24 protein-coding genes are annotated in these 23,154 nt (G+C 46.2%); 7 read left to right on the forward strand and 17 right to left on the reverse strand.

Going from position 1 to position 23,154, the window contains the following annotated elements; all coding sequences use genetic code 11:
- Positions 1 to 66 precede the first annotated feature (66 nt).
- Positions 67 to 684: a hypothetical protein gene (locus tag KF839_RS05200; protein WP_292916777.1), complete on the reverse strand. Its 618-nt coding sequence runs from the start codon at positions 682 to 684 to the stop codon at positions 67 to 69.
- A gap of 4 nt (positions 685 to 688) precedes the next feature.
- A complete protein-coding gene (locus tag KF839_RS05205) occupies positions 689 to 1,231 on the reverse strand; it encodes a glutathione peroxidase (RefSeq protein WP_292916778.1) in 543 nt (180 codons plus the stop codon).
- Positions 1,232 to 1,962: 731 nt separating this feature from the next.
- Here KF839_RS05205 and KF839_RS05210 point away from each other — a divergent pair.
- Together KF839_RS05210 and KF839_RS05215 are read left to right on the forward strand one after the other, a co-directional pair.
- A complete protein-coding gene (locus KF839_RS05210; RefSeq protein WP_292916779.1) occupies positions 1,963 to 3,930 on the forward strand; it encodes a sensor histidine kinase in 1,968 nt (655 codons plus the stop codon).
- Positions 3,923 to 4,573, forward strand: a complete 651-nt coding sequence (locus tag KF839_RS05215) for a response regulator (RefSeq protein ID WP_292916780.1) — start codon at positions 3,923 to 3,925, stop codon at positions 4,571 to 4,573. Before KF839_RS05210 ends, KF839_RS05215 begins: the two co-directional genes overlap by 8 nt.
- Positions 4,574 to 4,745: 172 nt before the next feature.
- On the opposite strand, the gene KF839_RS05220 is transcribed toward KF839_RS05215, so the two are convergent.
- The 12 genes from KF839_RS05220 to KF839_RS05275 form a co-directional block, all read right to left on the reverse strand.
- The gene (locus KF839_RS05220) at positions 4,746 to 4,976 is read right to left on the reverse strand and encodes a hypothetical protein (RefSeq protein ID WP_292916781.1); all 231 of its coding nucleotides are present in this window, start codon (positions 4,974 to 4,976) and stop codon (positions 4,746 to 4,748) included.
- Positions 4,977 to 5,004: 28 nt separating this feature from the next.
- Positions 5,005 to 5,409 carry a universal stress protein gene (locus tag KF839_RS05225; protein ID WP_292916782.1) on the reverse strand — a complete coding sequence of 135 codons (405 nt, stop codon included), beginning with the start codon at positions 5,407 to 5,409 and terminating at the stop codon, positions 5,005 to 5,007.
- 84 nt (positions 5,410 to 5,493) lie between these two features.
- A complete protein-coding gene (locus tag KF839_RS05230) occupies positions 5,494 to 6,837 on the reverse strand; it encodes a SulP family inorganic anion transporter (RefSeq protein WP_292916783.1) in 1,344 nt (447 codons plus the stop codon).
- Positions 6,838 to 7,244: 407 nt separating this feature from the next.
- Positions 7,245 to 7,463 (reverse strand): hypothetical protein, encoded by a 219-nt coding sequence (locus KF839_RS05235; RefSeq protein WP_292916784.1) that lies wholly within the window; start codon positions 7,461 to 7,463, stop codon positions 7,245 to 7,247.
- A 117-nt stretch (positions 7,464 to 7,580) separates the two neighbouring features.
- Positions 7,581 to 9,161 carry a sensor domain-containing diguanylate cyclase gene (locus KF839_RS05240; protein WP_292916785.1) on the reverse strand — a complete coding sequence of 527 codons (1,581 nt, stop codon included), beginning with the start codon at positions 9,159 to 9,161 and terminating at the stop codon, positions 7,581 to 7,583.
- The gene (locus tag KF839_RS05245) at positions 9,148 to 9,582 is read right to left on the reverse strand and encodes a type 2 periplasmic-binding domain-containing protein (RefSeq protein ID WP_292916786.1); all 435 of its coding nucleotides are present in this window, start codon (positions 9,580 to 9,582) and stop codon (positions 9,148 to 9,150) included. Before KF839_RS05245 ends, KF839_RS05240 begins: the two co-directional genes overlap by 14 nt.
- Positions 9,582 to 10,829 (reverse strand): hypothetical protein, encoded by a 1,248-nt coding sequence (locus KF839_RS05250; protein WP_292916787.1) that lies wholly within the window; start codon positions 10,827 to 10,829, stop codon positions 9,582 to 9,584. The genes KF839_RS05245 and KF839_RS05250 overlap by 1 nt, the downstream gene beginning before the upstream one ends.
- Before the next feature lie 216 nt (positions 10,830 to 11,045).
- The gene (locus KF839_RS05255; RefSeq protein ID WP_292916788.1) at positions 11,046 to 12,245 is read right to left on the reverse strand and encodes an ABC transporter permease; all 1,200 of its coding nucleotides are present in this window, start codon (positions 12,243 to 12,245) and stop codon (positions 11,046 to 11,048) included.
- 214 nt (positions 12,246 to 12,459) lie between these two features.
- The gene (locus tag KF839_RS05260; RefSeq protein WP_292916789.1) at positions 12,460 to 13,770 is read right to left on the reverse strand and encodes an OprO/OprP family phosphate-selective porin; all 1,311 of its coding nucleotides are present in this window, start codon (positions 13,768 to 13,770) and stop codon (positions 12,460 to 12,462) included.
- 146 nt (positions 13,771 to 13,916) lie between these two features.
- Positions 13,917 to 14,330, reverse strand: a complete 414-nt coding sequence (gene rnk / locus KF839_RS05265) for a nucleoside diphosphate kinase regulator (protein WP_292916790.1) — start codon at positions 14,328 to 14,330, stop codon at positions 13,917 to 13,919.
- A gap of 140 nt (positions 14,331 to 14,470) precedes the next feature.
- The gene (locus KF839_RS05270) at positions 14,471 to 14,929 is read right to left on the reverse strand and encodes a hypothetical protein (RefSeq protein ID WP_292916791.1); all 459 of its coding nucleotides are present in this window, start codon (positions 14,927 to 14,929) and stop codon (positions 14,471 to 14,473) included.
- Between the two features lie 251 nt (positions 14,930 to 15,180).
- Positions 15,181 to 16,092: a LysR family transcriptional regulator gene (locus KF839_RS05275; protein WP_292916792.1), complete on the reverse strand. Its 912-nt coding sequence runs from the start codon at positions 16,090 to 16,092 to the stop codon at positions 15,181 to 15,183.
- Between the two features lie 332 nt (positions 16,093 to 16,424).
- Here KF839_RS05275 and KF839_RS05280 point away from each other — a divergent pair, with 332 nt between their 5' ends.
- The 4 genes from KF839_RS05280 to KF839_RS05295 all read left to right on the forward strand — a co-directional run bounded on the left by KF839_RS05280 (position 16,425) and on the right by KF839_RS05295 (position 18,321).
- Positions 16,425 to 16,631 (forward strand): hypothetical protein, encoded by a 207-nt coding sequence (locus KF839_RS05280; RefSeq protein WP_292916793.1) that lies wholly within the window; start codon positions 16,425 to 16,427, stop codon positions 16,629 to 16,631.
- A gap of 292 nt (positions 16,632 to 16,923) precedes the next feature.
- Positions 16,924 to 17,274, forward strand: coding sequence for a DUF488 domain-containing protein (locus KF839_RS05285; RefSeq protein ID WP_292916794.1), 351 nt, complete (start codon positions 16,924 to 16,926; stop codon positions 17,272 to 17,274).
- 288 nt (positions 17,275 to 17,562) lie between these two features.
- Positions 17,563 to 17,856 (forward strand): P-II family nitrogen regulator, encoded by a 294-nt coding sequence (locus KF839_RS05290; protein WP_292916795.1) that lies wholly within the window; start codon positions 17,563 to 17,565, stop codon positions 17,854 to 17,856.
- 273 nt (positions 17,857 to 18,129) lie between these two features.
- Positions 18,130 to 18,321 (forward strand): hypothetical protein, encoded by a 192-nt coding sequence (locus KF839_RS05295; RefSeq protein WP_292916796.1) that lies wholly within the window; start codon positions 18,130 to 18,132, stop codon positions 18,319 to 18,321.
- A 49-nt stretch (positions 18,322 to 18,370) separates the two neighbouring features.
- Here the strand turns inward: KF839_RS05295 and KF839_RS05300 are convergent, their stop codons facing one another.
- Genes KF839_RS05300 through KF839_RS05310 form a run of 3 tightly spaced genes read right to left on the reverse strand, consistent with a single transcriptional unit; the run spans position 18,371 to position 21,391 of the window.
- The gene (locus KF839_RS05300; RefSeq protein WP_292916797.1) at positions 18,371 to 19,573 is read right to left on the reverse strand and encodes an ABC transporter permease; all 1,203 of its coding nucleotides are present in this window, start codon (positions 19,571 to 19,573) and stop codon (positions 18,371 to 18,373) included.
- A complete protein-coding gene (locus tag KF839_RS05305; RefSeq protein ID WP_292916798.1) occupies positions 19,560 to 20,243 on the reverse strand; it encodes an ABC transporter ATP-binding protein in 684 nt (227 codons plus the stop codon). Before KF839_RS05305 ends, KF839_RS05300 begins: the two co-directional genes overlap by 14 nt.
- Positions 20,240 to 21,391: an efflux RND transporter periplasmic adaptor subunit gene (locus tag KF839_RS05310; protein WP_292916799.1), complete on the reverse strand. Its 1,152-nt coding sequence runs from the start codon at positions 21,389 to 21,391 to the stop codon at positions 20,240 to 20,242. The genes KF839_RS05305 and KF839_RS05310 overlap by 4 nt, the downstream gene beginning before the upstream one ends.
- Before the next feature lie 130 nt (positions 21,392 to 21,521).
- On the opposite strand from KF839_RS05310, the gene KF839_RS05315 reads away from it, so the two are divergent.
- On the forward strand, positions 21,522 to 23,153 hold the full coding sequence (locus KF839_RS05315) for a MutS-related protein (RefSeq protein WP_292916800.1): 1,632 nt from the start codon (positions 21,522 to 21,524) through the stop codon (positions 23,151 to 23,153).
- The last annotated feature ends 1 nt before the right edge of the window (position 23,154 follow it).

The raw sequence follows: 23,154 nt of genomic DNA on the forward strand, positions 1-23,154 counted from the left end.
TCTATATCGTAAAATTAAAGCGGCATTGATTCGGAAAAAATGGATGCAAACCCGGGATACTGGATGTTATTCCGGTAGCACGAGATCCAGCATGACGCTGTAGTGAGGCGGCTTGTCGCCGGCAGGGTTGTTGATCGTGATTAATGCTTTACAACATGTGGCTTGATCTGAAAGCTCGTTTTCTTTTAGCTGATTACGAAAATTGCGCGCTTGCTCGCCATACAGATGACCGATCGTTTGCTGATGAATCTCCACTCGGATAATATCCATATCAAAGGGGTTGCTGAGATCCGGGATCAGTTGTGCAGTAAAAATGCGTGTTTGTGCGGATAAAAGTTGATCAGAAGCAGCGATATTTTCCTGTATTAATTGCTGAATTGTTTTCTGATACGGTTTTGCATCAACGGCACAGTTGAATTGCCCTGATTCCGGCCAATGGTAAATGCTCCCGGTCGAATGGTTTGGTTTTGTTAGCTTTGCACTGGATGGCGTTTGAATGTCGGTGGCGGCAATTTTGTCGCGTTTGACGTAGAGGATGATTGCGGTGACCAATGCGACAGGAAGAATGTATGATTTGTCGATTCCGGCGCCTACGATCAACCCGATAAACAAGGATAATATCAGGATCGATAGGATACTGATTTTCGGTTTTTTTGCACCGCTAGAATTGCGATCGGTGATCATTCGCTTATTGATGCAGCGCTTGTTCAATAGCGGTTACAACGCTTGGATCGAGAGGCTTGGTGTGCGGACTGAAGTGAGCAATGAGTTTGCCATCGCGGCCGATCAAGTACTTCTGGAAATTCCAGGTCGGATAAGTGCCTGACAATTCAGCCAGTTGCACAAAAAAAGGATGTGCATGTTCTTTCTTCACCTGGGTTTTTTCAAACATCGGGAATTTGACATCGTAAGTAAGATGACAAAAATCACGAATTTCCTCTTCCGTGCCGGGTTCCTGACCCATAAAATCATTGGACGGAAAACCGAGTACTATCAATCCATGCTGCTGATATTTCTCATAGAGTTGCTCCAATCCTTCATACTGCGGGGTGTATCCGCATTTACTGGCGGTGTTGACGACGAGCAACACTTTACCACCGTAGCTCTCGCATAAATTGACATACTCGGTTCCTGCGAGTTTGCGGAAGTTCTGATCAAGCAACGAGCTATTGCAGGCGGCAGAGGCGGGGTTCATGATAAATAGCATAGTCAGAAAGAGCAAAGTACGCATCATTGTCTCCTAAATTATTTCGGGGATAAAATTTCCAAAATGTAACCAACCGAACTCACGTAGCTGGGAAATGCTGTCTTTTTTATTTTAGCGTATTGCCGGATTGATCTCAGCTTTGAAGAAGCAGCCGGAATTGGAAGCTTCGCATCAATAGCGGCACGTTTTTTTAACTAATGTTAGCCAGTACGAAATTTCTTGATTTGTACGTTTATGGCCTTTAAATGCCCAATGGGTTAGAAACATGCAAAATCAGATTGTTGATTGCTGTATATTCTATAAGTTATCGGGTGTCTTGTTTGAGAATGTTGAAAAGCTTGGGAAATACAATGTATTCCGAAGCCGCAGCAATCGATGGAGATGATTGCTTATCGGCCTCCAAGAAAATAAATTTGATGATTACAGAGCCACTCACAACAAAATAAAAACTATATGTAACTCCGCATAGGAGATGGTTCTTGATATTTTTGCTAAGTATATGTCATGTCACAGTGATTCTGGTTCTTATTCTGAAAGATTGGCGCTGTTGTCATCGATTTTTATGACAATTGGATCCGTGGCGAATTTGATTATGTTCTAGGGAGAAGAATGTGTTTCTGACTACAGATGATCGCAAAATCAGCATTATTGGTGCGTTGTTGTTATTAGGATTGACCCTGACGACAGGGATTACCGTTTATGATGCGATGCGCCAGCAAATTGAAACTGTCTTAGGCAGAGGGTTAACCGGGGTATTGGAAGGCAAAGCATTATTATTTGAGACGAGGATAGAAAAAGGTATTGAAGATACTCGCGCATTATCCTTGCGGCCGTTTATCGTTCAGTTTATGGTGGAATTAAATGAGGACATTGAGAACGAAACTGCACGCAACAATCTTACCCGTAACGTAAATTCCCTTGCTCAAATAGGTTTTAGTGCTGCGGTGATTTATGACCGGAATAATAATGTGCTGTCTCAAGTCGGAACCTTTAGCTCTTCCGAAAATCCTGTGATCCCTTTGGATGGTGAAAGGAATGTGAAGCTTATCTGGGACAATACTTTCATTTTACAAACAACCGTCAATGTGTTTTATCAAGGCCATAAGATTGGGAAAATTTCAACCGAAGTGAAGTTGCCGAATCTGACCAGAAGCTTTATGGATATCAGATCCGCGGGCAGTAGTGCGGAATTATTGATTTGCGCTAAATTACCACACAGTTACCCGGCGCTTGCTTGCCTTATCAGAGATTCCAGTGCAGTCCGCTTTTCTCACATCAGTATGAGTTCAGACAGAAATGAAATTTCTCCAAAAGAGCTGGCGCTCTCGGGTAAAAGCGGTGTCGTATCGGCTCTTGATTATCGTAATATTCCAGTAATTGAAGCTTTTACGTCATTACCTACATTGGGATTGTTAATGACATTGAAGTTGAATCAGGAAGAATTGTTTATGCCGGTTAATGATAGATTGAAAGACATCATTCTTTATCTGGTAGCCATGATTTTTGCTGAAATTTTGTTATTGAACTGGTTTATCAGGAAACTTATCAGCTCGGAAAAAGAAGCAAGACAGACAAAAATTAAAGCTGAAGAGTATTCCACGGAACTAGCCAAGAAGGAAAAGGAATTACGAGAAAGACTAAAGGAAATGACGTGTCTTTATGAGATACGGCGGGCGATGGAATTGGAGGGATCCATTGATGGCGTGTGCCAGAAAATCCTTAAGTACTTGGATGCGGCCTTGCAGTCTCCGGATACGAGTGCAAGTGAGATTGTGATTAATGATAAGCGGTATGTTTCTTCAGATAATAATAAAAAGCGACTGATTGAAGCGGATTCTTCCAATATTATTGAGATCTTCAAGCCTGCTAGATTATCCGAAAGAAAAGTGATATTTAATTCTTTCGTTCAGTCAGATATTTACATTGATCATGAAAATAAGGGATATATACGGGTTTACTATGAGCAGGATGTGCCGGATTCTCGTATTGAAGAGCAAAAACTTATTGATGCAATCGCAAGTGATTTGGAAAGCTGGATTGAATTCAGGAGATTGGAAGAGGCTTTGGTGTCAATGGCCGAAGGTCAGGTGCATAAAATTGGGCAAGAGTTGCATGATAATATCGGTCAGCAAATTGCTGCAGTGGCATTTCAAGCCGGCGCATTGGAGCTGCAAGCCAGCGACGTCAATATTCCGCGTACCCAACTTACCGAATTGGCGGCTTCTATCGTGCAACAAACACAAGACCTTGTTATAAACATTAAACAGCTTTCAAAAGTTTTATTACCGTTCGAGCTGGAAGCTAATGGATTGATCACCGCCCTTCAAACACTCGCAACCAGGGTCAGTGCAACTTATAATATTAATTGCCAATTCGAAAATGATCTTGGCGAGGAAGATCTGGGCAGCATGATCGCTTTAAGTTTGTATAGAGTTGCTCAGGAAGCGGTTAACAATGCCATTTCACACGGTAAGGCAAAATATATTCTAATTTCCCTTGGAACCAGCGAAGTGGAGAAAAAGATGATACATCTTATGATTCGTGACGATGGTTACGGATTTGATGAATCCCATATAAAAAACAATTTTTTCTCCGGTATGGGAATAAAAATCATGCATTACCGTGCAAAACAATTGAACGGGAAACTGACTATCCTTAAGCGAAACGAAAGTGGTATCGAAGTGCACTTTATGGTGCCGCTGGATCAGGGTGAAAATGCATAAATCAAAAGTGATGATCGTTGATGATCATGCCATGATCAGGCATGGCATAGCGATGTTGATTAACATGGAAGCGGATATGGAGGTTTCTTGTGAAGCCGGAGATGGCCCGGAAGCGATCGAAGTTCTTCAGAAGAATGCTCCGATTGATATTTTGTTATTGGATGTCTCACTCAAGACAGTATCCGGACTGGAGATAATCAAAACTATCCGCTCGATGTATCCGTCATTGCCCGTATTATTTATTTCTATGCACGATGAATCGGTGTATGCGGAGCGAGCCTTGAGATCCGGCGCTCGTGGGTATGTCATGAAACAAGAACCCAGAAATATATTGATTGCTGCAATTCGTGAAGTATTGGAAGGCAATATTTTCATAAGTAAAAGCATTCAGGATCAAGTATTGAAGCGTATTGCAACGAGAGGTTACGATCAGGAAGCGACAGTCAGTGCACTGACTCCGAGTGAATTTGAGATCTTTCACTTAATAGGACTGGGTTATAACACCCATGAAATTTCGAATCTTCTTTCTCGCAGCATGAAAACGATAGAAACGCATCGGTTCAATATCCGCACAAAATTAAAGCTGAAAGATACAGGGGATCTGATACGCTACGCGACCAAATGGTTTACTGATCAGAAGTAAATAAAAAGGACCTAACTAGCATGAAAAAATATACGGGGTATTCTGCTAGTTAGGGGCATCTGCCATAAAAGAGTGTAGAAAGAGAATAAAACAATAGAAGAGATGACTCTCTGGGTTCGGCAATCGGCCAGCATGCGGTTAGCCACTGCCAGCCGATTGTTTTAATGCATGTTTATATCTTGCCAGAGGATTTTAGTTTAAACGGCAAGAGACGATAGGGAGATTTTGATGGATAAAGAATAGCTAAAAGCAAATAGATAATAAATAAAGCGATCCCGATCCACGCATCATCACTCAATGTAAAACTGCTGCTAAATTGAGCGCTCTTGGTATTGATATATAACGCTAGAAAAGTTACTAGCATTGACATCATAGAATAAATAAAAACTTTGGTTGTTGTCATAACAGTTCTCCTAAAAAATAATTTATAACTAATTGATTCTAACTAACATTATTGAGCAATCAACTTTTCTTACCAACTCTTCCGCTACGGAGCCGGAAAAGAATCGATCGAGCCCCTTACGGTTTGAAGTGCCCACGACCAGCAGATCAGCCTTCCAATCCGTGGCTGATTCGGCGATTGCTAAGCTGATTCCATTCAAGCCGTATTGCTCATCCGCAATAAGAAGTTTTGTTTCGATGGAAATATCGTTGATATTGACTCTGGCTTTTTCCAACACTTTGCGGCCTGTTTCCTGACTGGATGAGTCATCGCTGCTGATGCAATGCGCAATGCATAGTGAACTATTAAAAATCTGAGCCATCTTGATGGCGACTGCCAGAGCTTGCTTGGAGAATTCGCTCTCATCGATCGCGATATAAACTTTTTTGTACATAGATTATTTTCGTGTCAAATGGTATTTGTCTTCTTCGTGGCAGCAACTAACTTGGTTGCTGCCACTACTGATTCCAAACTAGATTTAATTTAAGTTTGAGCTATCGTTGTTTCTGAGGCTGTTGAAATATCTTTTGACGACATCTTTTCCTGGCACTTGGTCATGATTTGTGTAAACCAAATAGTGAATCGCGCCATGGATAATCATTGCCGCCAGAAGCCCTTCAAAAATTCCTACTTTGAAGACTAGTCCGGCTGTTACAACTGCCAGGATTAATGCGTATGTTCCATAGTGGGTAACGTGCATCAGCCCGGCGATCATTTTGTAACCGGTGAAGAGCATGATTGCAGCCAATGCAAATTTAGGAAGAAAATCGAGATACTGCACGTTGAAAGTAAAGAAGCACACCACAGAACCAACGATCAACACCGAGAACTTGGTCATTGCGCCGGCGAGTTTGTTGGTTGTGCTTTTGGCAAGCCCATCCAAATTTGTCATGCCATGGAAGAAACTGGACCCGAGGTTGGCAACCCAGATAGCCAGCAAGCTATTGTTGCTATCGGTTTTACGCTTCAGCGGATCGATTTTTTCAATTGCAGCGTTACTCATGACTTGCTCAATTACATCGACTATTGCCAGCATTGCGCAAAAGAGGATCATGTAAGCAAGCATCATGATCGTGGTATCTTCCGCCGGTAAAGGTAATTTGAAATGAAGGTCGACATCTTCAACGGTGATCATCGGAACACTGACGAATTGCGCCAGAATTACGCCGCCTAAGATGAGGGCGAAATAGGGAACCGCGGGTTGCTTGTCTTTAAATTTGGAGAAGAGATAGAGAAAGAGCGCAATTCCTGCAGCCGAGATTGCTATCATCTGCACGCGAGCCTCGTTCCAGAAAGTTTCGGTAACCATTGCTTCCGGGATTTCGTAGGTGAATTCGAAAAATTTCATGAAAATTTTTAAACCCACCCCGGCGAGTAAACCTTCAACCAGATAAACCGGTACGGCCACCAGCAAATATCGTTGCCAGTTGAATTTCCAGATGATCGCTTGCATGATTGCGGTCATGAAAATGCAAAATGCCATATTTTCCCAGCCGAAAGAAGCGACACCGAGTGCTAAAACCGGCGCCAGGCCTGCAGCAATTCCGGGTGATCCAATAAAGTTGCCCGGTCTGAACCAAGCAAATAACCATCCAATCAATGACGCAAAGGCTACGGTCGCGAGACCTACTTTGATTGGATAATCGGACATGATCGCTATCCCGATTGATAATGGAATAGCCATTGCGCCTGTTATTAAGCCGGCCGCAGTATCACGGAAAAAGTACTGCGCCTGGAAGGCAGCCGATCCGTACTGCTTCATGTCTATTTTCTTAAGTGCTTCACTTTTTTCTGATAATTCACTTTCTATATGCGTTGCCATAGTTTTATTTCCTTTAATGATATTCTGCTAAGAGCCACGTTAAATCCGAATAAATTCAACCCCTGTGTGCTTTTTCTTTAGGAGTTTTTTTATCAATTAATTTCTCATTTATTTAATGAAATCAATCGATAAGAAAATTCTTAAAGTTTGAGAATCATGCTATTGCAAGACGATGAAATGGTAGCGCTACGTGTGAGCCGCTGTATATTGGGAGAAGTATTAATTTAAGTAGGGGTATTGCTTAGACAATACGCAACTTTTACTTAGATCGTCTAAGTGTTTGTATTAGATTGGTGGGATGATGAATCGGGTGAAAAATAGAATTCTATCTATGAAAACAAGCTCCTATTACTATTTTCTGCAAGATGGCTCTTTAAAGCGGTATTCCAATATATTTTGAAGAACACTCATTTTTTGGAGGATTCTTCTTCCCTATCGGAGGTTTTTTTCTCCTGAGAGTCTACCGATCTGAAAAACAGGGTTTTGATGAGGTAACTTAAATAGAGAATGACGATAAGATCCGATAAGGCAACGCGTGTATTTGGCATTACGACACCAGCGACCAGAAAAATGCTGGTAACCATTACGATCAATAGATACATATTGCTGCCGGGTGCCGTATACATATAGTTTCTTTGATAATCATAAAGAATCATAATTCCAGGTTTAATTATAGCATGTTATTCACAGAAAAATCACATTTAATTCACAAAAAAATCACATTTTGCTTCTGATCGATATTTTTAAGACATTAACAACAACTTTTTCACAGGTTTTTTTCTTTGTTTTTTCATTTGATACATTGCGGTATCCGCATGAACCATCAACGTACTCAAATCACTGCCATCCCTGGGATATAAAGCGGAACCAATGCTTGCGCCGACCGGAACCGGCAGGCCATCGCCCAATACAATTTCAGTAGTTAATTGTTGTTGCAGCTTACTTTTAACCAACTCGCTTTCATCGTTGCCGCCCTCTTTAATAGGGAACGCAATAACAAATTCATCCCCGCCCAGGCGGATCAAGATATCTTCCTTGCGGATGATCGATTGCATGCGCCGCGATATTTCGATCAATACTTTGTCGCCGGCGTCGTGACCATAATTATCATTGATAATTTTAAAGCCATCCAGATCAATCAGCATCAATAAGATTTGGCTGTTTGTACGATTGGCATTGATCAGCATATTATTCAATCGCTGTTCGCCAGCACGACGATTTAATAACTGCGTTAATGCATCATGTTGTGATTCGAATAGAATCCGCTCCATTTCAAATGTTCGCTCAGTGATGTCAATCACTAAGCCTTCTATCAGATTGTCGCCTTCATCATTTTTTACAATCGAAAATAAACAGTGCAACCAACACTCTCCGCCAGTGGTGAGTGCGTTCAATCGCAAATCGCACGCCGCTTGTTTTCCGGTTCTCAAAACTTCTGTCAATAAATCTTGCACAACGGTGGAATCGTAAAATAAATCGGGGAAATAAATATTTAGTTTATCTGCCCGCCTTTCTTCCAGTGCAATGCCGGCGATATCCTTGAATGCCTGATTCACTGAATTTAAGTAGAAATGGTGATTCAGAAGAAAGATACCCGCACTCGCTCGTTCAAAAATTAAGCGAAAATGTTTCTCGAGATTCTCCATCCGATTGCGTAGATACTGCTCTTGTTTGATCGTTTGCCGGGCTGATTCAAGCAGCTTGTTGATGTCATTTACCAAATTACCGATTTCATCTTCCTCATGTCCTTTGGGGCAACGCAAGTTATTGTCGTCACCGGGTACGATACGGTGCAGGCTTGCCGCGATCGACTGTATCGGATAAGTTAATACCCGCAACATCAGGATCAGAACCAAAATCGCGATGACCACGACTTGAATAACTAGAACAAACATCTGTTCAAGCGCCGATTTCAACACGCGCGAATTCAACAAGTCTTCATTAAGTTGTATTTTTATTTCACCTGTTTGTTCAAAAGCGGTAAAAGGCGCGAAAAGCGGAAAACTCAATACTTCAGTATCGGCGTCGCTCCATGACGATGTGATGATTAAACCGTTTCCGCTGGATAACATTACGCCGGAAACGATGTCATTTCCGGATAAACTTTCTACGACTTCTTCGGCAAGATCCGTGCTATCCAGATAAGCGGCGATCTCGGCATTGCGTTGAACGGTCGAGAACAATTGTTCGAGTGCTTTTTTCATTGCTTCGGATTCGGCGGATTGCGTGCGAGTATAGGAAATGGCGGATGCCATGACGGCGAAGACAATGGCACCCAATGTAACGATGCGGGAAACGCGAAGATGAAGTTTATTGCTGCGCATGGGTTATGATTTTAAAGACAACACTGACGCGATCATTCAAATTCCTTTCATCGATGTATCCGATGACGTTCGGATCTTTCTCAACAATATCTACGATGCTCATATTATCAGTTACTTGTCTTGGTGGGGAAGCGCGACCGGTGAACAAAAGCCTGGCCCAATAAGCATTAATAAAAGCAACCGGTCTTCCTGTTAAGTGTTGATAGAAACTGGCTCTGAGTTCAGAATCTTGCGGTTGATCGTAAGGAACGATTCGATTGGTATCTTCAACGGCATGGATGCGCCCCATATAAATATCAATAATCTGCTGTTGCGTTAAATTTTTCAGCCGACTCGATGGATGCACTACAACCACAATATCCGCTTGGGCCTGGACGGATATCAGCAACATCAATACGATCATGGCAATCAGATATTTCATCATTTGAAAATGAAATTGAGATTGACACTGAAAGTATCCAATGCCGTGTCATGCGTCAGCGGTTCCCGGGTTATTAAAAAACCGCCACCATTCTTCCTGACCCACGTATGATCCCATTGGGCTTTTAAAGCTGTTTGATGATTCAAATCCCATCGCACACCCAGGGAAAACGTATTTTGATCAATGAGGGTTCGATTAAATGCCGTTTGGGTGATCTCCTGAAGTTTCGCGATATTCGCTGGTGTGGCGGGATCCGCCCGGAGATTAAGCGGGGAATTCAGAGATTTGGCATAGGAACCGATGCTGTACCAAGTGACCGGTCCAAACCGGCGGCCAACGCTCAGATAACCATTGGTCAAATTAACGCTCGGCCATTTGGAGCTGAACCAAGCAAACTCGGATTGAACCAACCAAGCATTTTTATCGTATGCGATTCCTGCTGAGTAATAGCTGCTCCGCTTGCCTTCTGCGGAAACATGACCGGCGATTTCCGCTGCTTGCGGCCACAATGCAGCAGGGACGTTGTTCAATGCACTTAACAGTTGGTGATAAGGTTGATTGCGAATGGCATGCACTTCGGCGGACGCATACGTCAGGCGGAACTTCCAGTGATCGGTTTCCAATGACGCGTTAGCACCGAAGAAAGGCCGTTCCCTTAAACTTAAATCTCCTCTGCTGACAGTGATATCCGAGCCGGTTTGACCGCCATACGCTTTGAATTCCAGGAAACCGGGAGCGATCCGGCGGGAATATTTAATGTCGAATCCATCGAAATGGCTCAATGAAATCGGCATATAAAATTCAATGACGGGGCGTGCCCATAGGTAGGCGAATCCGACATTCCGGTACTCGGATAACATAAACAGATCGATACCCATGCGCCCGGCACGAATGGTGGTATCCGGAGTTACCTGGTAACGCAAGAAAGCCCAATCCAGGAAATTGAACAGGTCGTACTTGGTTCTTTCTTTGACAACGCCCTGAACGGTAGCACTTAGTTTTGGCAATAGGTCGGCATCGAATTGCAAACCGCCGACGGAGCCGGAGAAGATTGAAGCACCGCCATATTGAGGGGCGTGACTGAACTCATTGTGGTAGCCGATTTGCTTGGTACCGGCGGTCGTTACATCCAGTGTGCCGAATCCACTTAAGCGGAAACGCGGTTCTTTTGATTCCTGCGCTGCTAGTTCGCTGGTGCTGAACAACAAAGTGAGGCCGATCAATATACTTGAAATCAGCCTTTGCATCGTGACTGTAAAACCTTTGTTAACATTGAGGAAAATCAGCGTATCAGTGTTCGCTAATAGTAGTACAAATGATAATCAATGTCGTATGGAAATAGGCTGTAAAATAGGCGTTTATTCGCAGGAAAAGAATTCCAAAATCGTGTAATCGCTACAGGGCAGCTATATGTCTGAAGTGGTCTCGATGGATTGGTGTGCGAGCACGGGGACGGTTAATGATCAATCCGTTCGCAAGGCGTCAACCGGGTTTAATTTGGCCGCTCGCATCGCTGGCACCACACCGGCTGCCAATCCGATCAGCATCGATAAACCTAACGCACCCAGTACAAAATTCCACGGAATATTGACTGGTAGCCCGCTGACTAATAGCTTGAGCAACCACGCGATGCCGTAACCGATGATCAACCCGGTCAATCCGCCCAGTGTCGAAAGCGCTATGGATTCCAGCAAGAACAATGTGCGGATGCGCGCACGCGTGGCGCCCAGGGCAGTAAGCAAGCCGATTTCGGAAATGCGCTCGGAAACCGCGATGTGCATCAGTGTAACCATACCGACACCACCTACGACCAAGGAAATGCCGCCCAAAGCTGCGACTGCGAATTTTAGAACGCTGAGGACGGTCGATAACGTATCCAGCATTTGCTGTTGCGGTTTAACGGTGAAGTCTTCGCGGCCATGACGCGCAATCAGAATGCGATGAATGTCGTCGACGACTGCTCGCACCGGTGCATCGGGCAGGTATGAAAATTGGATTTCCATGACCCCTTGCCGGTTAAAAACTTCCAGTGCCCGGGTGGTCGGCATAAACACTGTGTCATCCAAATCGAAACCAAGCACCTGTCCTTTGGGGGCCATCACACCGATAACGCGAAAACGTGATCCGCCGACTTGCAGCAGTGCACCCAATGGATTGGTTTCGCCGAATAACTCGACGCGTACTTTTGCGCCCAGTACCACATAGGCACGCGGATTGCGCGGATCATCATTCGGTAGGAATTGCCCGATTTCGACTTGCATGTTAAACGCCTTGGCAAAATCCGGCCCTTGTCCATATGCGGTAACCCGCCGGCTGCGGCCTTGTGCGCGGATTTCGGCATTTCCGACTACGCTCGCATTGGTGTATTGCGCGTAACGGCTTTGTTTGAGCGCCATGGCATCTTCGATGGTCAGCAGCCGCGCACTGCCGATGGCGCCGAGAGAACCGCCATGCGTGTTGATCTTGCCGGGGGTAATGGTGACGATGTTAGTGCCGAATTGGGTAAACTCCGCCAGCACAAAACGTTGTATGCCATCACCGATAGCCGTCAACAGCACGACCGCAGCGATGCCGATGGCGATTCCGGAAGCCGATAGCAGAGTACGTAAGCGGTGTGCAGTGAGTGAACGGAAGGCGAACTGAATAGTATCGGGAATGTTCATTGTTTTTTTAGTCTAGCACTTGAGGATGTTAATGTTAATTATCCGGTAATGGCTTGTGGTACCCGGCATAAGTCGGTGAGGCCGGAATCCTTATTCTAAGGAAATGCTGACTCATTGCTCGCACAAGCGATTTGCCGCGTTGGATGGTGCTCAAAAAACTCGCTTTCATTGTGCCTGGTGAATTAATCAGCGTCTTTCTAACTCGCTGTAAGGATCAAAAACTGATTTGGGTGCGGACGGATAACACTGAAAAGTGATCGGTTCGCGCCGCAGTATCATGACTTGAATGACCGAGCATCGCGTCGGCTAGATAATAATTCAGCATCAGGCGGATATTGGAATACGGATACCAATTGGCCCCCAGTGTAATGATCTGTACCTGGCATTTGGAGGTTCCTGTTTTGCAAGGATTAGCGTTGAGGCTTTGCGAAAAATTTTCCGCCAAATCGTAGCGCCCCACTAATTCCAGCGCACCCCATTTGCTAATGGGCTGCGGCTTGCCGAAAGCGCCGCGATCCTTTCTATAAACAGCGGTTTCGCCGGTAAGAAACCAGCTGGCCTGCGTATAGAATGCCTGAATTGTCGAATCATGCGGATGACCGCCTGCCAGGTGGGTATTATCGAGCCGAGAAAGAGCGTATTCACCTTGCAGTGTCAGCGGGCCGATTGCATACGCGGTTTCGGCGGCGAATGTCGATTGGCTGTTATGATCCGGCGCGCCGGGGCTGGCACCGGCAACACCTAAGGACTGATTGATGCCTAGCCGGCCGCCGTAAATATCGGTGATCTTGGCCGATAATGAATTCCGGTTGGCGGTATCGCGGCTAATCGAAAATCCCAGATGAATAAGCTGACCTTCTCGATCAAGTGGCAGCCAAACCGCCCGTCCGCCATAGCTGGTGCCTTCCACCGGCAAACCGAAATGTGCCAGGCTCATGACATACAATCCGAACCCTAAATTTTCCCGGATTAATCCCCGGTAACCGATGCCGGTCAGGAACTGGCGGCCACTGTAGATGCCGGTCGATGATGTCGAGGGCCGTTCCATCAGAGTAATTTCATTGGAACTGGTGATCTCTTCCAATCCCCGGTATGGTTTGAATTGGCCGATGGTGAGCTGCCCCGGCCCCAGTTGAGTAGCTACCCAAGCTTCACGCAAGCTATGCGGGAATGCGGTCGTGGCGTTGACAGCAAAATCATTCTCGAATTTGAAATTGACGCGATGAATTTTTCCGGTGACTGTGGCATAAGTTCTGCGCCAATTGAAACCTTCGCGATCATCGGCGTGCAGCAATTGACTGCCAAACGCCGGATAATCGGAGCTCGCGTTATCCGGATACAGCCAATGCGTATCGAAGTGACCCCGGCCATTAAGACCCAATTCAAAATTGCCATTGTCGGATTTGATCCGGAGGCCGTTCTTGTAACTGAAGTTAACCGCCTGACAATTGGTAATGCCGATATGAGTCAATGCCATCAGGCTTAAAAATTTGAACGATATTTTTAGGCCTCGAGATACTGGCACACAACACCTGCACGTAAATGAATGAAGTGCGAATGATTATATATCAATGGGTAAAAACTGCGTTTGAATCACCCGGGACTTCCCGTAGACAAAATGGCTTGAGTTCAGCACAATTATCTTCCGGGAAATCCGGGGTGTCCTCCTGACTAACGAAGATACTCACCGGAACGTTCCGGTTGATATGTGATTTCTTCAATGCGTACTTGCAACAATCCTCCCCCCGGCTTTGGCCACGCAATTTCATCCCCTTGGGAAAGACCAAGCAGTGCAATACCCACTGGCGCAAGTATAGAGATTGTGCCGCCTTGTGCATCAGCATCTTTGGGATACACGAGCGTTAGATAGAAATCCTGGGTGGTGGATTCGATTTTGAATTTCACAGTCGAATTCATTGTTACCACAGTGGATGGAATTTTCGTAGGATCCACGATTTCCGCGCGAGCGAGTTCGGATTCCAAACTGCCTTTGTCCGGAAATGCGGAATCGGGCAGCGATTCCATAAGTTTTTCCAGCCGTATCGCATCTAGCGACGAAATGATAATGTTTGGTTTTCTGGTCATATTTCCTAAATCGAAGTTGTTATGAATTGGTTTGAAATGAAAAACGCCCAAGGCTTTCTTATTGCCCTGGGCGTTCTGAAAATACTCTGCTTTGAATCGGTTATTTCTGCTGCAACTTTTTACTTTGAATTTTAGGGTTTTTATAATTTGTCAGGATCGGAATCTAACTCTGCTTTATTCGCATGATCACTGAGTTGGCCCGGTGTTGCAACGGGCTTGGCATTTTCGCGTTGTAACAATTCCGCTGCTATCCTGCGATGAAAATATGCCTGTTTTTGCGCTTCTTTCGCAGCTTGTTCGTAATAGCGCAAATTGGCTGTTGTATGTGAATGAAAATCTTGTCCGCGCCTTCCATAGTAGTGGCTTTTGTTTTCATAGTGTTGTAAGGCTTTTCTTTTTTCTACAACTTTTTCTCTCATTTCTTCGGCCACGTCATCATAGTAACTAGCTAACTTCTCATGATCGTTATGCGTTTTTGCATGCTGTGCAAGCTTATTGATGTCAGCGTTCTGCACGTCAAGCGGACCCATTTGTGCACAGGCAACCAGCAGAGAAAGCAACGGTAGAACTGTAAAGTATTTTCTCAGATTTATGCTCATGATAGTGACTCCAGGTAAAACAATAGGAAGTCATATTACTTGAGACGATACAGCGATGAATATTAGGGAAACTATTGTTCTTTACTAAGGAAAACTATTAAATCGTATTTTGTCCGGTAATCAATCAAGACAAATGGCTTCATTATTCAATGCGATAAACGGCATTGCGAGATGGGTAAAAGTGTCAGGTCAATGGACGGTTGATTATGCTTCATGATCATTGGCTTATGCAGGATGCTGGTGAAGTTAAGCTACTTTAAAGATTGATCCCAGTATGGCATTTCCCCGACGTGCTCTGACAAGAAGTTAACAAAAGAGCTTATTTTTTTCGGTAAATGTCGGCTTGGAAGGTAGCAAGCGTAAATATGACGCTCTACCGACAAATATTCCGGAAGCGCGGCTTGGAGCCGTCCTTTCTGTAATTCCATACCGATGGTATAAGTGGGCAATAAAGCGATCCCTAACCCATGGAGCGCTGCTTGAGCAAGCGCATCATTATTATTGATGCGTAAGGTCCCCGCTATTGGAATCTTGATCTTTCCCGCCGGTCCGGTAAAGCGCCAATAACTTTGTTCTGTTGATAACGCACAATCGAGACAGTTATGTTCCTCAAGATCTGCCGGTGTTTGTGGCATACCCCATTGTTGGAAGTATTGAGGAGTTGCGCACAATATCCGGCGCACAGGTGCAATCTTGCGTGCAACCAGATTGGGGTCAGGTTCGTTTGTGACACGAATTTGCACATCATATCCTTCCTCTATCAAATCCCCCGGGTGGTCGGTAATGGTCAGATCAACCTTTATTTTAGGGTAACGGGCTAGAAAGCAAGGGAGCGCGGGGGCAATATGGCGCGTTCCAAAAGAAGTCGGCACACTCACTTTCAGTGTTCCAAGCGGCTCCGCATGAAGACTATTCACTACTTGTTCGGCATGTTCAGCTTCTGTCAGGATGCGTGTAGCATGCTCGGACAGCGCGATGCCTGTCTCTGTCAGACTGAGATGCCGAGTGCTTCGGAGAAGTAATCGTGTACTCAAGTCCTTTTCGAGCTTGGCGACGGCTTTGCTGACAGCCGCACGAGAAATATCCATACGGCGCGCCGCTTCCGCAAAACTGCCTGCTTCCACAACGCGTGCAAAAATAATGAAAAGATTAAGATCTTGCATATTGTTATTGTATCGTTTTTGGAAACAAAATGTTTCGTTTTCTGGTACTTCTCATTAAGGTTTTCTAACTATATTATTATTTTCAAGGTTGGTAGATTATATTATATGCAATAAAGTAATGATGCTCATTATTGTAATTTAATGACTAATATGTATCCAACCTTAATTGGTTCGCTCTAAATAACTTGAAATCATGAATTTCTGAGTTGTCAATTGATAATTTTATTGTCAACTGAATAGAGCGTATTGTTAGCGTGGTTATTTTTACAAGTCAAAAATTCATTGTGGCTTGCATCAATGATCAATAAATGCATCATAAGGAGAATAATTTTATGGAAACCAAAGAGTTAATAAAAGCACCTCAATTATTTGTAGTTTATGCAATTGCTATCCTCTATACGATCGTGTTCTCTTTAGCAGCGGTTGTAGCGCCATCCATTGATGGAATATGGGGGCTGCAAGGCATGCATCAGGTTGCGATGCTGGAAACAAATAGCCGTAGTCATCCTCAAGCTGATCGGAGCGACAGTCTGGGTTAAGATTCATAAGGATCGCAGCACATATGTTTCTGATTAAGCAAAGGAAACGCTGATTAATTCGCTGCATAAGATGAGATACAAGGCGGATGGCGCGCAGTAAACAAGGCCTATCATAATAATAAGGCGGGTTTCTGAGCACCACCCAACGCAGCATGTCGCTTGTGAAGGCGATTAATCAGTGTTTTCCTAATTTTGAGATGAAGGAAAATGTAACAATGAAATGCTTTTTCGGAAAAATAGAAGCCAAGTATGTTGCTTCAAAAATCGTTGTCTGCCGGATTCTGAAAATACTATGAGCGTTATCCAAATTAAGCGAGCCTATGAAAAGGCTGAAACAAAAGATGGCTACCGAATCCTGGTGGATAGATTGTGGCCGCGAGGTTTGACTAAAGAACGGGCGGCTATTGATTTGTGGTTTAAAGAAATTGCGCCTTCGCCAGGATTGCGCAAGTGGTTTGGGCATACCCCGGATAGATTTCTTGAGTTTCGCACCCGCTATGTTGAAGAGCTTGCACAAAATCCTGCCGTAGCAAATGTTCCAAGCTTATTAGCCAAACACGAAATTGTGACGTTAGTATATGCGGCTAAGAGTGTGGAAATTAACCATGCAGTCATTCTCAAAGAATTTATGGAATCAATTTAGAGAGCATCGGTTCGACATCATATACAGGTATTCTCACTGATCAGACTTATCCGCTGAACCCGCTGAGTAGCGCCGCCTAATAGTTTCCTGTAGGAAGAAACCATGGTTTCCTTAATATACACCCGTTATTAACTAAACTAAGATGGCATTGCTTTCTTGTGTCTGAGAAGAATTATCGTGAAAACACAGGGAGTTGCAAGGATTCTAGGAAATGTGGGCGATTCTGTGAAAAAGTATCTTATATTTCTGTTTGATGGTTGTCTGGCTTTTAGAGAGAGGAATAAGTAAATGACATTAATGAAAAAATTTGAAATCGTTATCGGGATTGAACACCTAAATCAACTAATAGAATTGTTAGAGAGATCCGAAGTGCGCGGATATACCGTCATCAAAAAAGCAGGAGGCCTCGGTTCCCGAGGCGCGCGAAATCCGGACGATCTCCTGATTCCCGATGAAAATGCGATGATAATCCTCGCTTGCGAGGAAGATCAAGCGCAGAAAATGCTGCATGAATTACAGCCTGCAATGGAGGAGCTGAATGGTATGTGCCTGATTTCAAATTGTCATGCATATATTCATTGAGAAATCCCTGGATAAGTCAGTTGTGTTAGTGGAATAGAAAATTGGCATCACATTTTTACCTATCGGCATGAAACAAAGTCGTTTTGCGGCAAAAGAATTTGTGGTTTGTGATCTTATTGCTGATTATTGCGGGTCTGGCCGCACTGACGCAATAATCCCCGATAAATCACGACCAATCGCCGGTCTCTTATTTAGTATGGTTAATATAGATCAATCTATATACAATTAAAAAAGGTACTCTACTTGATGAATGATAGGCAAAGGAGATTAAAAATGGCGAAAAGATATCTATTTCTAACCATGTTGTTTTCGATAGGAGTACTCATGGCTTGTAATGAACCGAGAAGGACTCCCGACGGGCATTTGATGGACCGGCCGAAAATGTCGGCGTATGGACCGGATGATATTACAAGGCATGATACGAAAGCATCCGATGCTGACAAGCCGGATGGGGATAAACAGTAATTTCATTGCGAGTGAAGCTGTAAGCTTGCATGGTAAAGCGCTATCGTATTTATTTTTTACCCAGCGCTTTTACCGCATCGAGCCGCGCTGCGCGATTGGCAGGGAAGAGACTGGCCAGAACACCGGTTGCCAGCGCGACCAATATACCTGCAACTGATGCCCAAGCGGGCGCCCATGCGGGAAGTTGCGGGAATGTTAATCGCAGTAACAGGCTGCCGAATTGACCAAGCAAGAATCCCAACACAGCGCCCACCAGCGATAGCCAAACCGCTTCAGCGAAGAACAACCGGCGGATGTCGCCGGAAGTCGCGCCGATAGCTTTCAGCAGACCGATCTCCGCAGTGCGCTGGTTGATTGCAATCAGCATGACATTCATTACCAGAATACCGGCGACGATCAGGCTGATTGCGGCGATACCGGCGACTGCCAAGGTTAATGCTTGCAGAATTTTATCAAAGGTTGCGAGAATCGCGTCCTGGGTGATCACGGTCGTATCTTCCTCGCCATCGTGACTTTGTTTCAGGGTTGCCAAGATCGCCCGCTTAGCGGGCTCGATGTCGCTGTGGTTTTTGGCCTCGATCAGAATTCGAAACAGCGATGTGGTGTTAAATAGGGTTTGCGCGAAATCGATGGGGATGATGACAATTTCATCGGTGTTGAAACCCATCGTTTCCCCTTGCGCGGTCAGGACGCCGGAAACCAGAAAACGGCTATCACCCAGGCGTACACGCTGTCCGATTGCCTGCGTATGGGGAAAGAATTCCCGTGCGATTTTAGCGCCCAAAACGATCTGAGCGTTGTTTTCGGTGCCGGGCGCCATAAAACTTCCTTGCGCCAGTTTCATATGACGAATCGGAATCAGATTGGCGTTGCTGCCGAGCACCGTCACCTCGCGTAAGCGGTTGGCTGCGGATAACTCCGCTTCACCGACATTGAGCGGCGCATAACGCCGCACGTACGGCAACCGGCCGATCAATTGCGCATCTTTCAATGTCAGGTCGCGTGGCGTTTGGCCGAGTACTGCGCCGAGAAACGAACCGGAGGTTTCCGCGCGTCCCGGCAACACCACCAGCAAATTGGTACCGATGGAAGAGAATTGGTTGATGACATAGTTACGCGCGCCGTCGCCGATCGCGGTCAATATCACCACGGCTGCAACGCCAAGCGCCATCGCCAGGATAATCAGCAGTGAGCGTATACGGTAGCTCACGACCGTTTTGAACGAAGTTTGCAGCGTATCAATGAGTGTCATTGTCTTGGTCCGTCAAAATCCGGCCATCGCGCATGCCGATCTGGCGATGCGCGCGTGCGCCCAATTCGCGATCATGCGTGACAACGATCAACGTGGTTCCGCGGTGGTGCAACGCTTCCAGAAGCAGCATGACCTCCGCGCCGATTTGATGGTCCAGGTTGCCGGTCGGTTCGTCGGCCAGAATCACGCTGGGTTGCATGATGGTGGCGCGTGCAATCGCCACGCGTTGACGCTGACCGCCGGAAAGTTCGGCGGGGCGATGGTGGGCGCGTTGCTGCAGTTCGAATGCCTGCAAAGCATCGTTAACGCGTATTTGCCGCTGCTCCGGCGGCATGCCGCTTAAAATAAGCGGCAATTCGATATTCTCCGCCGCGGTTAGACGTGGAATGAGATGAAACGATTGAAATACGAAACCGATTTTTTCCCGGCGGATTTGCGCCAGTTCGTCTTCGGATAAATCGGTAATCAACCGGTCATCCAGTTCGTAACGGCCGCTGTCGGGTTTATCCAGCAATCCGATGATATTGAGCAAGGTCGATTTTCCGGAACCGGAAGGCCCCATGACTGAAACGTACTCGCCGGAAGCAATACGCAAGTCGATATGGTTTAAAGCATGTACCGCTTGATCCCCCATCTGAAAAATCCGGTTAATGTCGGTCAGGCGAATCATGGTTGTTTGGGCTGCACCGCAACACCGGCTTTGATACCATCCTGATCGAATGAAATCAGCACATGATCGCCAGCCTGCAAGCCGCTGCGAATTTCGGTAAAACTCCAATTGCTAAGGCCGGTTTCCACCGATTGTTCAACCAGTTTGTTTTGCGCATCCACCCGCCAGACTTTGTTTTCTTGACGGATGGCTTGCGTCGGAATGCGCACTACATTGTCCTTGCGCTCAAGGATGACTTCCACGTCGGCGCTGTAACCGACCAACAATGGCGTATCGATTGGAATATGCTGAAAATCCACTTCGATGTCGACGGTGCGTGCTTGCTTCTCGATTTCCGTGACATACGGTGCAATGCGCCGGACTTTACCGGGAAAAATGGAATCGGGCATGGCATCCAGCATAATGCGCGCTTCCTGCCCCACTTTGATTTTAGGTGCATCCACTTCGTCCATCGGCGCGGTGACGTATAAGCAACGGTCGTCGATCAAGTCAATGGTCGGTGGAGTCGGAATGCCGGGGGGCGACGGCGTGGTAAACTCGCCCAATTCGCCGGAAATTTTACCGATGACGCCGGAAAATGGCGCGATAATGATGGTGCGATCAATTCCGGCTTGCGATACGTGAATTTGCGCTTCAGCGCGTTTGATGTCGGAAATGGCCGCTTCGCAACTGGCCTGGCGCGAACGGGCGTTCGCATTGGCGTCGTCGGCGCGTTGCGAGCTGACGAAGCCTTGCTCAACCAGTTGCTGCGTACGGTTCGATTCGCGCCGGGCATTCTCGGCCAGAATGCAGGTCTCGCGGCGGCGTTCTTGCGCCATGGTCAATTGCCGCTGCGCCAACTCGCGTTGTGCTTGCAAATCCTGATTCCACAGCTCCAGCAACACTTGATCTTTCTGCACGTGATCGCCTTCCTTTACCCAAATCTTCGCAATCTGCCCTCCGGTAATAGGCGCCAGATTGGAACGCTGACAGGATTTGATGGTGCCGGCGCGCGTATTGACCACCGTGGCCTCGACGTTGCCGATGGTGATGACGGCCAAGTCCACCATTAACGGTTTGGGGTGCGAGTAATGCCATGCAGCGCTGACAAGTCCGCCGGCAATAGCGATTACACCGATCGTACGGAGCGGTTTCTTTACGAATGGCATGATGAAGCGCGATGTATGAGATGAAAATGAGCAGGCATCGAGTTGTGTTTCATGACAAATATGCGTATTTTACACGTTCATCTGTACGGCTTGCCGGCGTATCACAATAAACCATTAACAAACGATTCCTATGATTGATATTTGGCGAAAAAAATTCATTTTGTCCGATTCCGATCGGCCTACAACCGTGGAAGATCTTCGTCCCAGCGAAGCGGATTACGAAGCGCTCGATCTTAAAACTTTCGATGCCATCGAGGCGGAAGCTTTGTTTCGTACCATTGACCGCACGCATACCGAAGCTGGCCGGTTGACATTGTATCGCTCGCTTGCGCGACCAACGCAAGACGCGGCAGTGTTGCAGCAAAAGGTAAATGCACTGCGGGAGATCGCGGAAAATCCAGCGCTGTTCGATGCCTTGGCGAAATATATCGACAGTGCGGCACCCCTGGAGAAATCCTTGAAACACTTACTGTACGGCGAATTTGCCGGGGGGCTGGCAACCGAGGAGCCGAGCAGCCGTGCCGATAAGCTGGAATTCGGTGGCTACGGTTACCGGCAATTTCAAGACGGTACGCAATTCGCAATCGAACTGGTTGAAGGTGCTGCGCAGATCCGCCAACCGCAATCCGCGTATTTACGCACCTTACTCGATGCGATCGGCGGCTTTGGTGAATCACGCATTTTTGCACTGATGAAAGGGCCGGTGTACTCGTCAGGCGGTAAGTTCAGAACTAAAAAAGAAAAAAAACCGTTTGATTTGTTTGCCCGCTTCCGGCCTACGTTGTTCAAGATTCTGCCGACGGTCCTGTTTTTTGCAGCGTCGTACGGCATATTGTTTTTCTTCGAGAATTTTATGCCGCAATTCAGTGCATCCTATATTGGTTACGGCATTCTGGCACTGACCGCACCGGTGTTCCCGATCATTCTGCTGGCAATGGGGGTATCCGACCGCGATTCGATCATTTATCCGTTGCGCAAACAGTTTCGCGAAAGTCCGGAGTTGGCGAAAGCGCTCGATGCGTTTGGCATGATTGATGAATTGCTGTCGTTTTGCCGCTACGGTCAGGCATTGTCCGGCGACAAAACATTGCCTGAAATTGTGGATCACAAAACCCACCATCTGATCGTTCGTAAAGCCAGAAATCCTTTATTGATCAACAATATTCCGGATTATGTGCCAAACGATATCGAGCTTGATGCGGCAGGGCGGGTGCTCATCATCACCGGACCGAATAGCGGCGGTAAAACGGCCTACTGCAAAACGATCGTGCAAATCCAATTACTCGGGCAAATCGGCTGCTATATTCCTGCGACAGAAGGGCGATTGGTGCCGGCGGAGCATCTCTATTATCAAGTGCCCGACCCGGGTCAACTCAGTGCGGCGATGGGGCGTTTCGGCCATGAACTGCAGCGCACCCGCGAAATTTTCTTCAATTCCACGCCACGCAGCCTGGTGGTCCTCGACGAGTTATCCGAAGGCACCACATTCGAGGAAAAAATGACGATTTCGGAATATATCCTGAAAGGTTTCCATAAACTCGGTGCCAGCACATTGTTGGTCACGCACAATCACGAACTGTGCGAACTGCTGCAGCAAGACGGCATTGGCCGCTATCTGCAAGTCGAATTCCTGCAAGGCCCGACGCACCGGCTGATCCCCGGTATTTCCAAAGTCAGCCATGCCGATCGTGTCGCCAGCGCAATTGGGTTTAGCCGCCAAGATGTGGAGGCGCATTTGGATAAGCAGGGGAATGGATTATGAA

This window comes from Nitrosomonas sp. (assembly GCF_019635155.1).
GTDB lineage: Bacteria > Pseudomonadota > Gammaproteobacteria > Burkholderiales > Nitrosomonadaceae > Nitrosomonas.

What these genes read in the sequence shown, in the direction of transcription:
- KF839_RS05200 (WP_292916777.1), bottom strand. Translation starts at nt 684, where the DNA reads ATGATCACCGATCGCAATTCTAGCGGTGCAAAAAAACCGAAAATCAGT.
- KF839_RS05205 (WP_292916778.1), bottom strand. Translation starts at nt 1,231, where the DNA reads ATGCGTACTTTGCTCTTTCTGACTATGCTATTTATCATGAACCCCGCC.
- KF839_RS05215 (WP_292916780.1), top strand. Translation starts at nt 3,923, where the DNA reads ATGCATAAATCAAAAGTGATGATCGTTGATGATCATGCCATGATCAGG.
- KF839_RS05220 (WP_292916781.1), bottom strand. Translation starts at nt 4,976, where the DNA reads ATGACAACAACCAAAGTTTTTATTTATTCTATGATGTCAATGCTAGTA.
- KF839_RS05225 (WP_292916782.1), bottom strand. Translation starts at nt 5,409, where the DNA reads ATGTACAAAAAAGTTTATATCGCGATCGATGAGAGCGAATTCTCCAAG.
- KF839_RS05230 (WP_292916783.1), bottom strand. Translation starts at nt 6,837, where the DNA reads ATGGCAACGCATATAGAAAGTGAATTATCAGAAAAAAGTGAAGCACTT.
- KF839_RS05235 (WP_292916784.1), bottom strand. Translation starts at nt 7,463, where the DNA reads ATGTATACGGCACCCGGCAGCAATATGTATCTATTGATCGTAATGGTT.
- KF839_RS05240 (WP_292916785.1), bottom strand. Translation starts at nt 9,161, where the DNA reads ATGCGCAGCAATAAACTTCATCTTCGCGTTTCCCGCATCGTTACATTG.
- KF839_RS05245 (WP_292916786.1), bottom strand. Translation starts at nt 9,582, where the DNA reads ATGAAATATCTGATTGCCATGATCGTATTGATGTTGCTGATATCCGTC.
- KF839_RS05250 (WP_292916787.1), bottom strand. Translation starts at nt 10,829, where the DNA reads ATGCAAAGGCTGATTTCAAGTATATTGATCGGCCTCACTTTGTTGTTC.
- KF839_RS05255 (WP_292916788.1), bottom strand. Translation starts at nt 12,245, where the DNA reads ATGAACATTCCCGATACTATTCAGTTCGCCTTCCGTTCACTCACTGCA.
- rnk (WP_292916790.1), bottom strand. Translation starts at nt 14,330, where the DNA reads ATGACCAGAAAACCAAACATTATCATTTCGTCGCTAGATGCGATACGG.
- KF839_RS05270 (WP_292916791.1), bottom strand. Translation starts at nt 14,929, where the DNA reads ATGAGCATAAATCTGAGAAAATACTTTACAGTTCTACCGTTGCTTTCT.
- KF839_RS05275 (WP_292916792.1), bottom strand. Translation starts at nt 16,092, where the DNA reads ATGCAAGATCTTAATCTTTTCATTATTTTTGCACGCGTTGTGGAAGCA.
- KF839_RS05280 (WP_292916793.1), top strand. Translation starts at nt 16,425, where the DNA reads ATGGAAACCAAAGAGTTAATAAAAGCACCTCAATTATTTGTAGTTTAT.
- KF839_RS05285 (WP_292916794.1), top strand. Translation starts at nt 16,924, where the DNA reads ATGAGCGTTATCCAAATTAAGCGAGCCTATGAAAAGGCTGAAACAAAA.
- KF839_RS05290 (WP_292916795.1), top strand. Translation starts at nt 17,563, where the DNA reads ATGACATTAATGAAAAAATTTGAAATCGTTATCGGGATTGAACACCTA.
- KF839_RS05295 (WP_292916796.1), top strand. Translation starts at nt 18,130, where the DNA reads ATGGCGAAAAGATATCTATTTCTAACCATGTTGTTTTCGATAGGAGTA.
- KF839_RS05300 (WP_292916797.1), bottom strand. Translation starts at nt 19,573, where the DNA reads ATGACACTCATTGATACGCTGCAAACTTCGTTCAAAACGGTCGTGAGC.
- KF839_RS05305 (WP_292916798.1), bottom strand. Translation starts at nt 20,243, where the DNA reads ATGATTCGCCTGACCGACATTAACCGGATTTTTCAGATGGGGGATCAA.
- KF839_RS05310 (WP_292916799.1), bottom strand. Translation starts at nt 21,391, where the DNA reads ATGCCATTCGTAAAGAAACCGCTCCGTACGATCGGTGTAATCGCTATT.
- KF839_RS05315 (WP_292916800.1), top strand. Translation starts at nt 21,522, where the DNA reads ATGATTGATATTTGGCGAAAAAAATTCATTTTGTCCGATTCCGATCGG.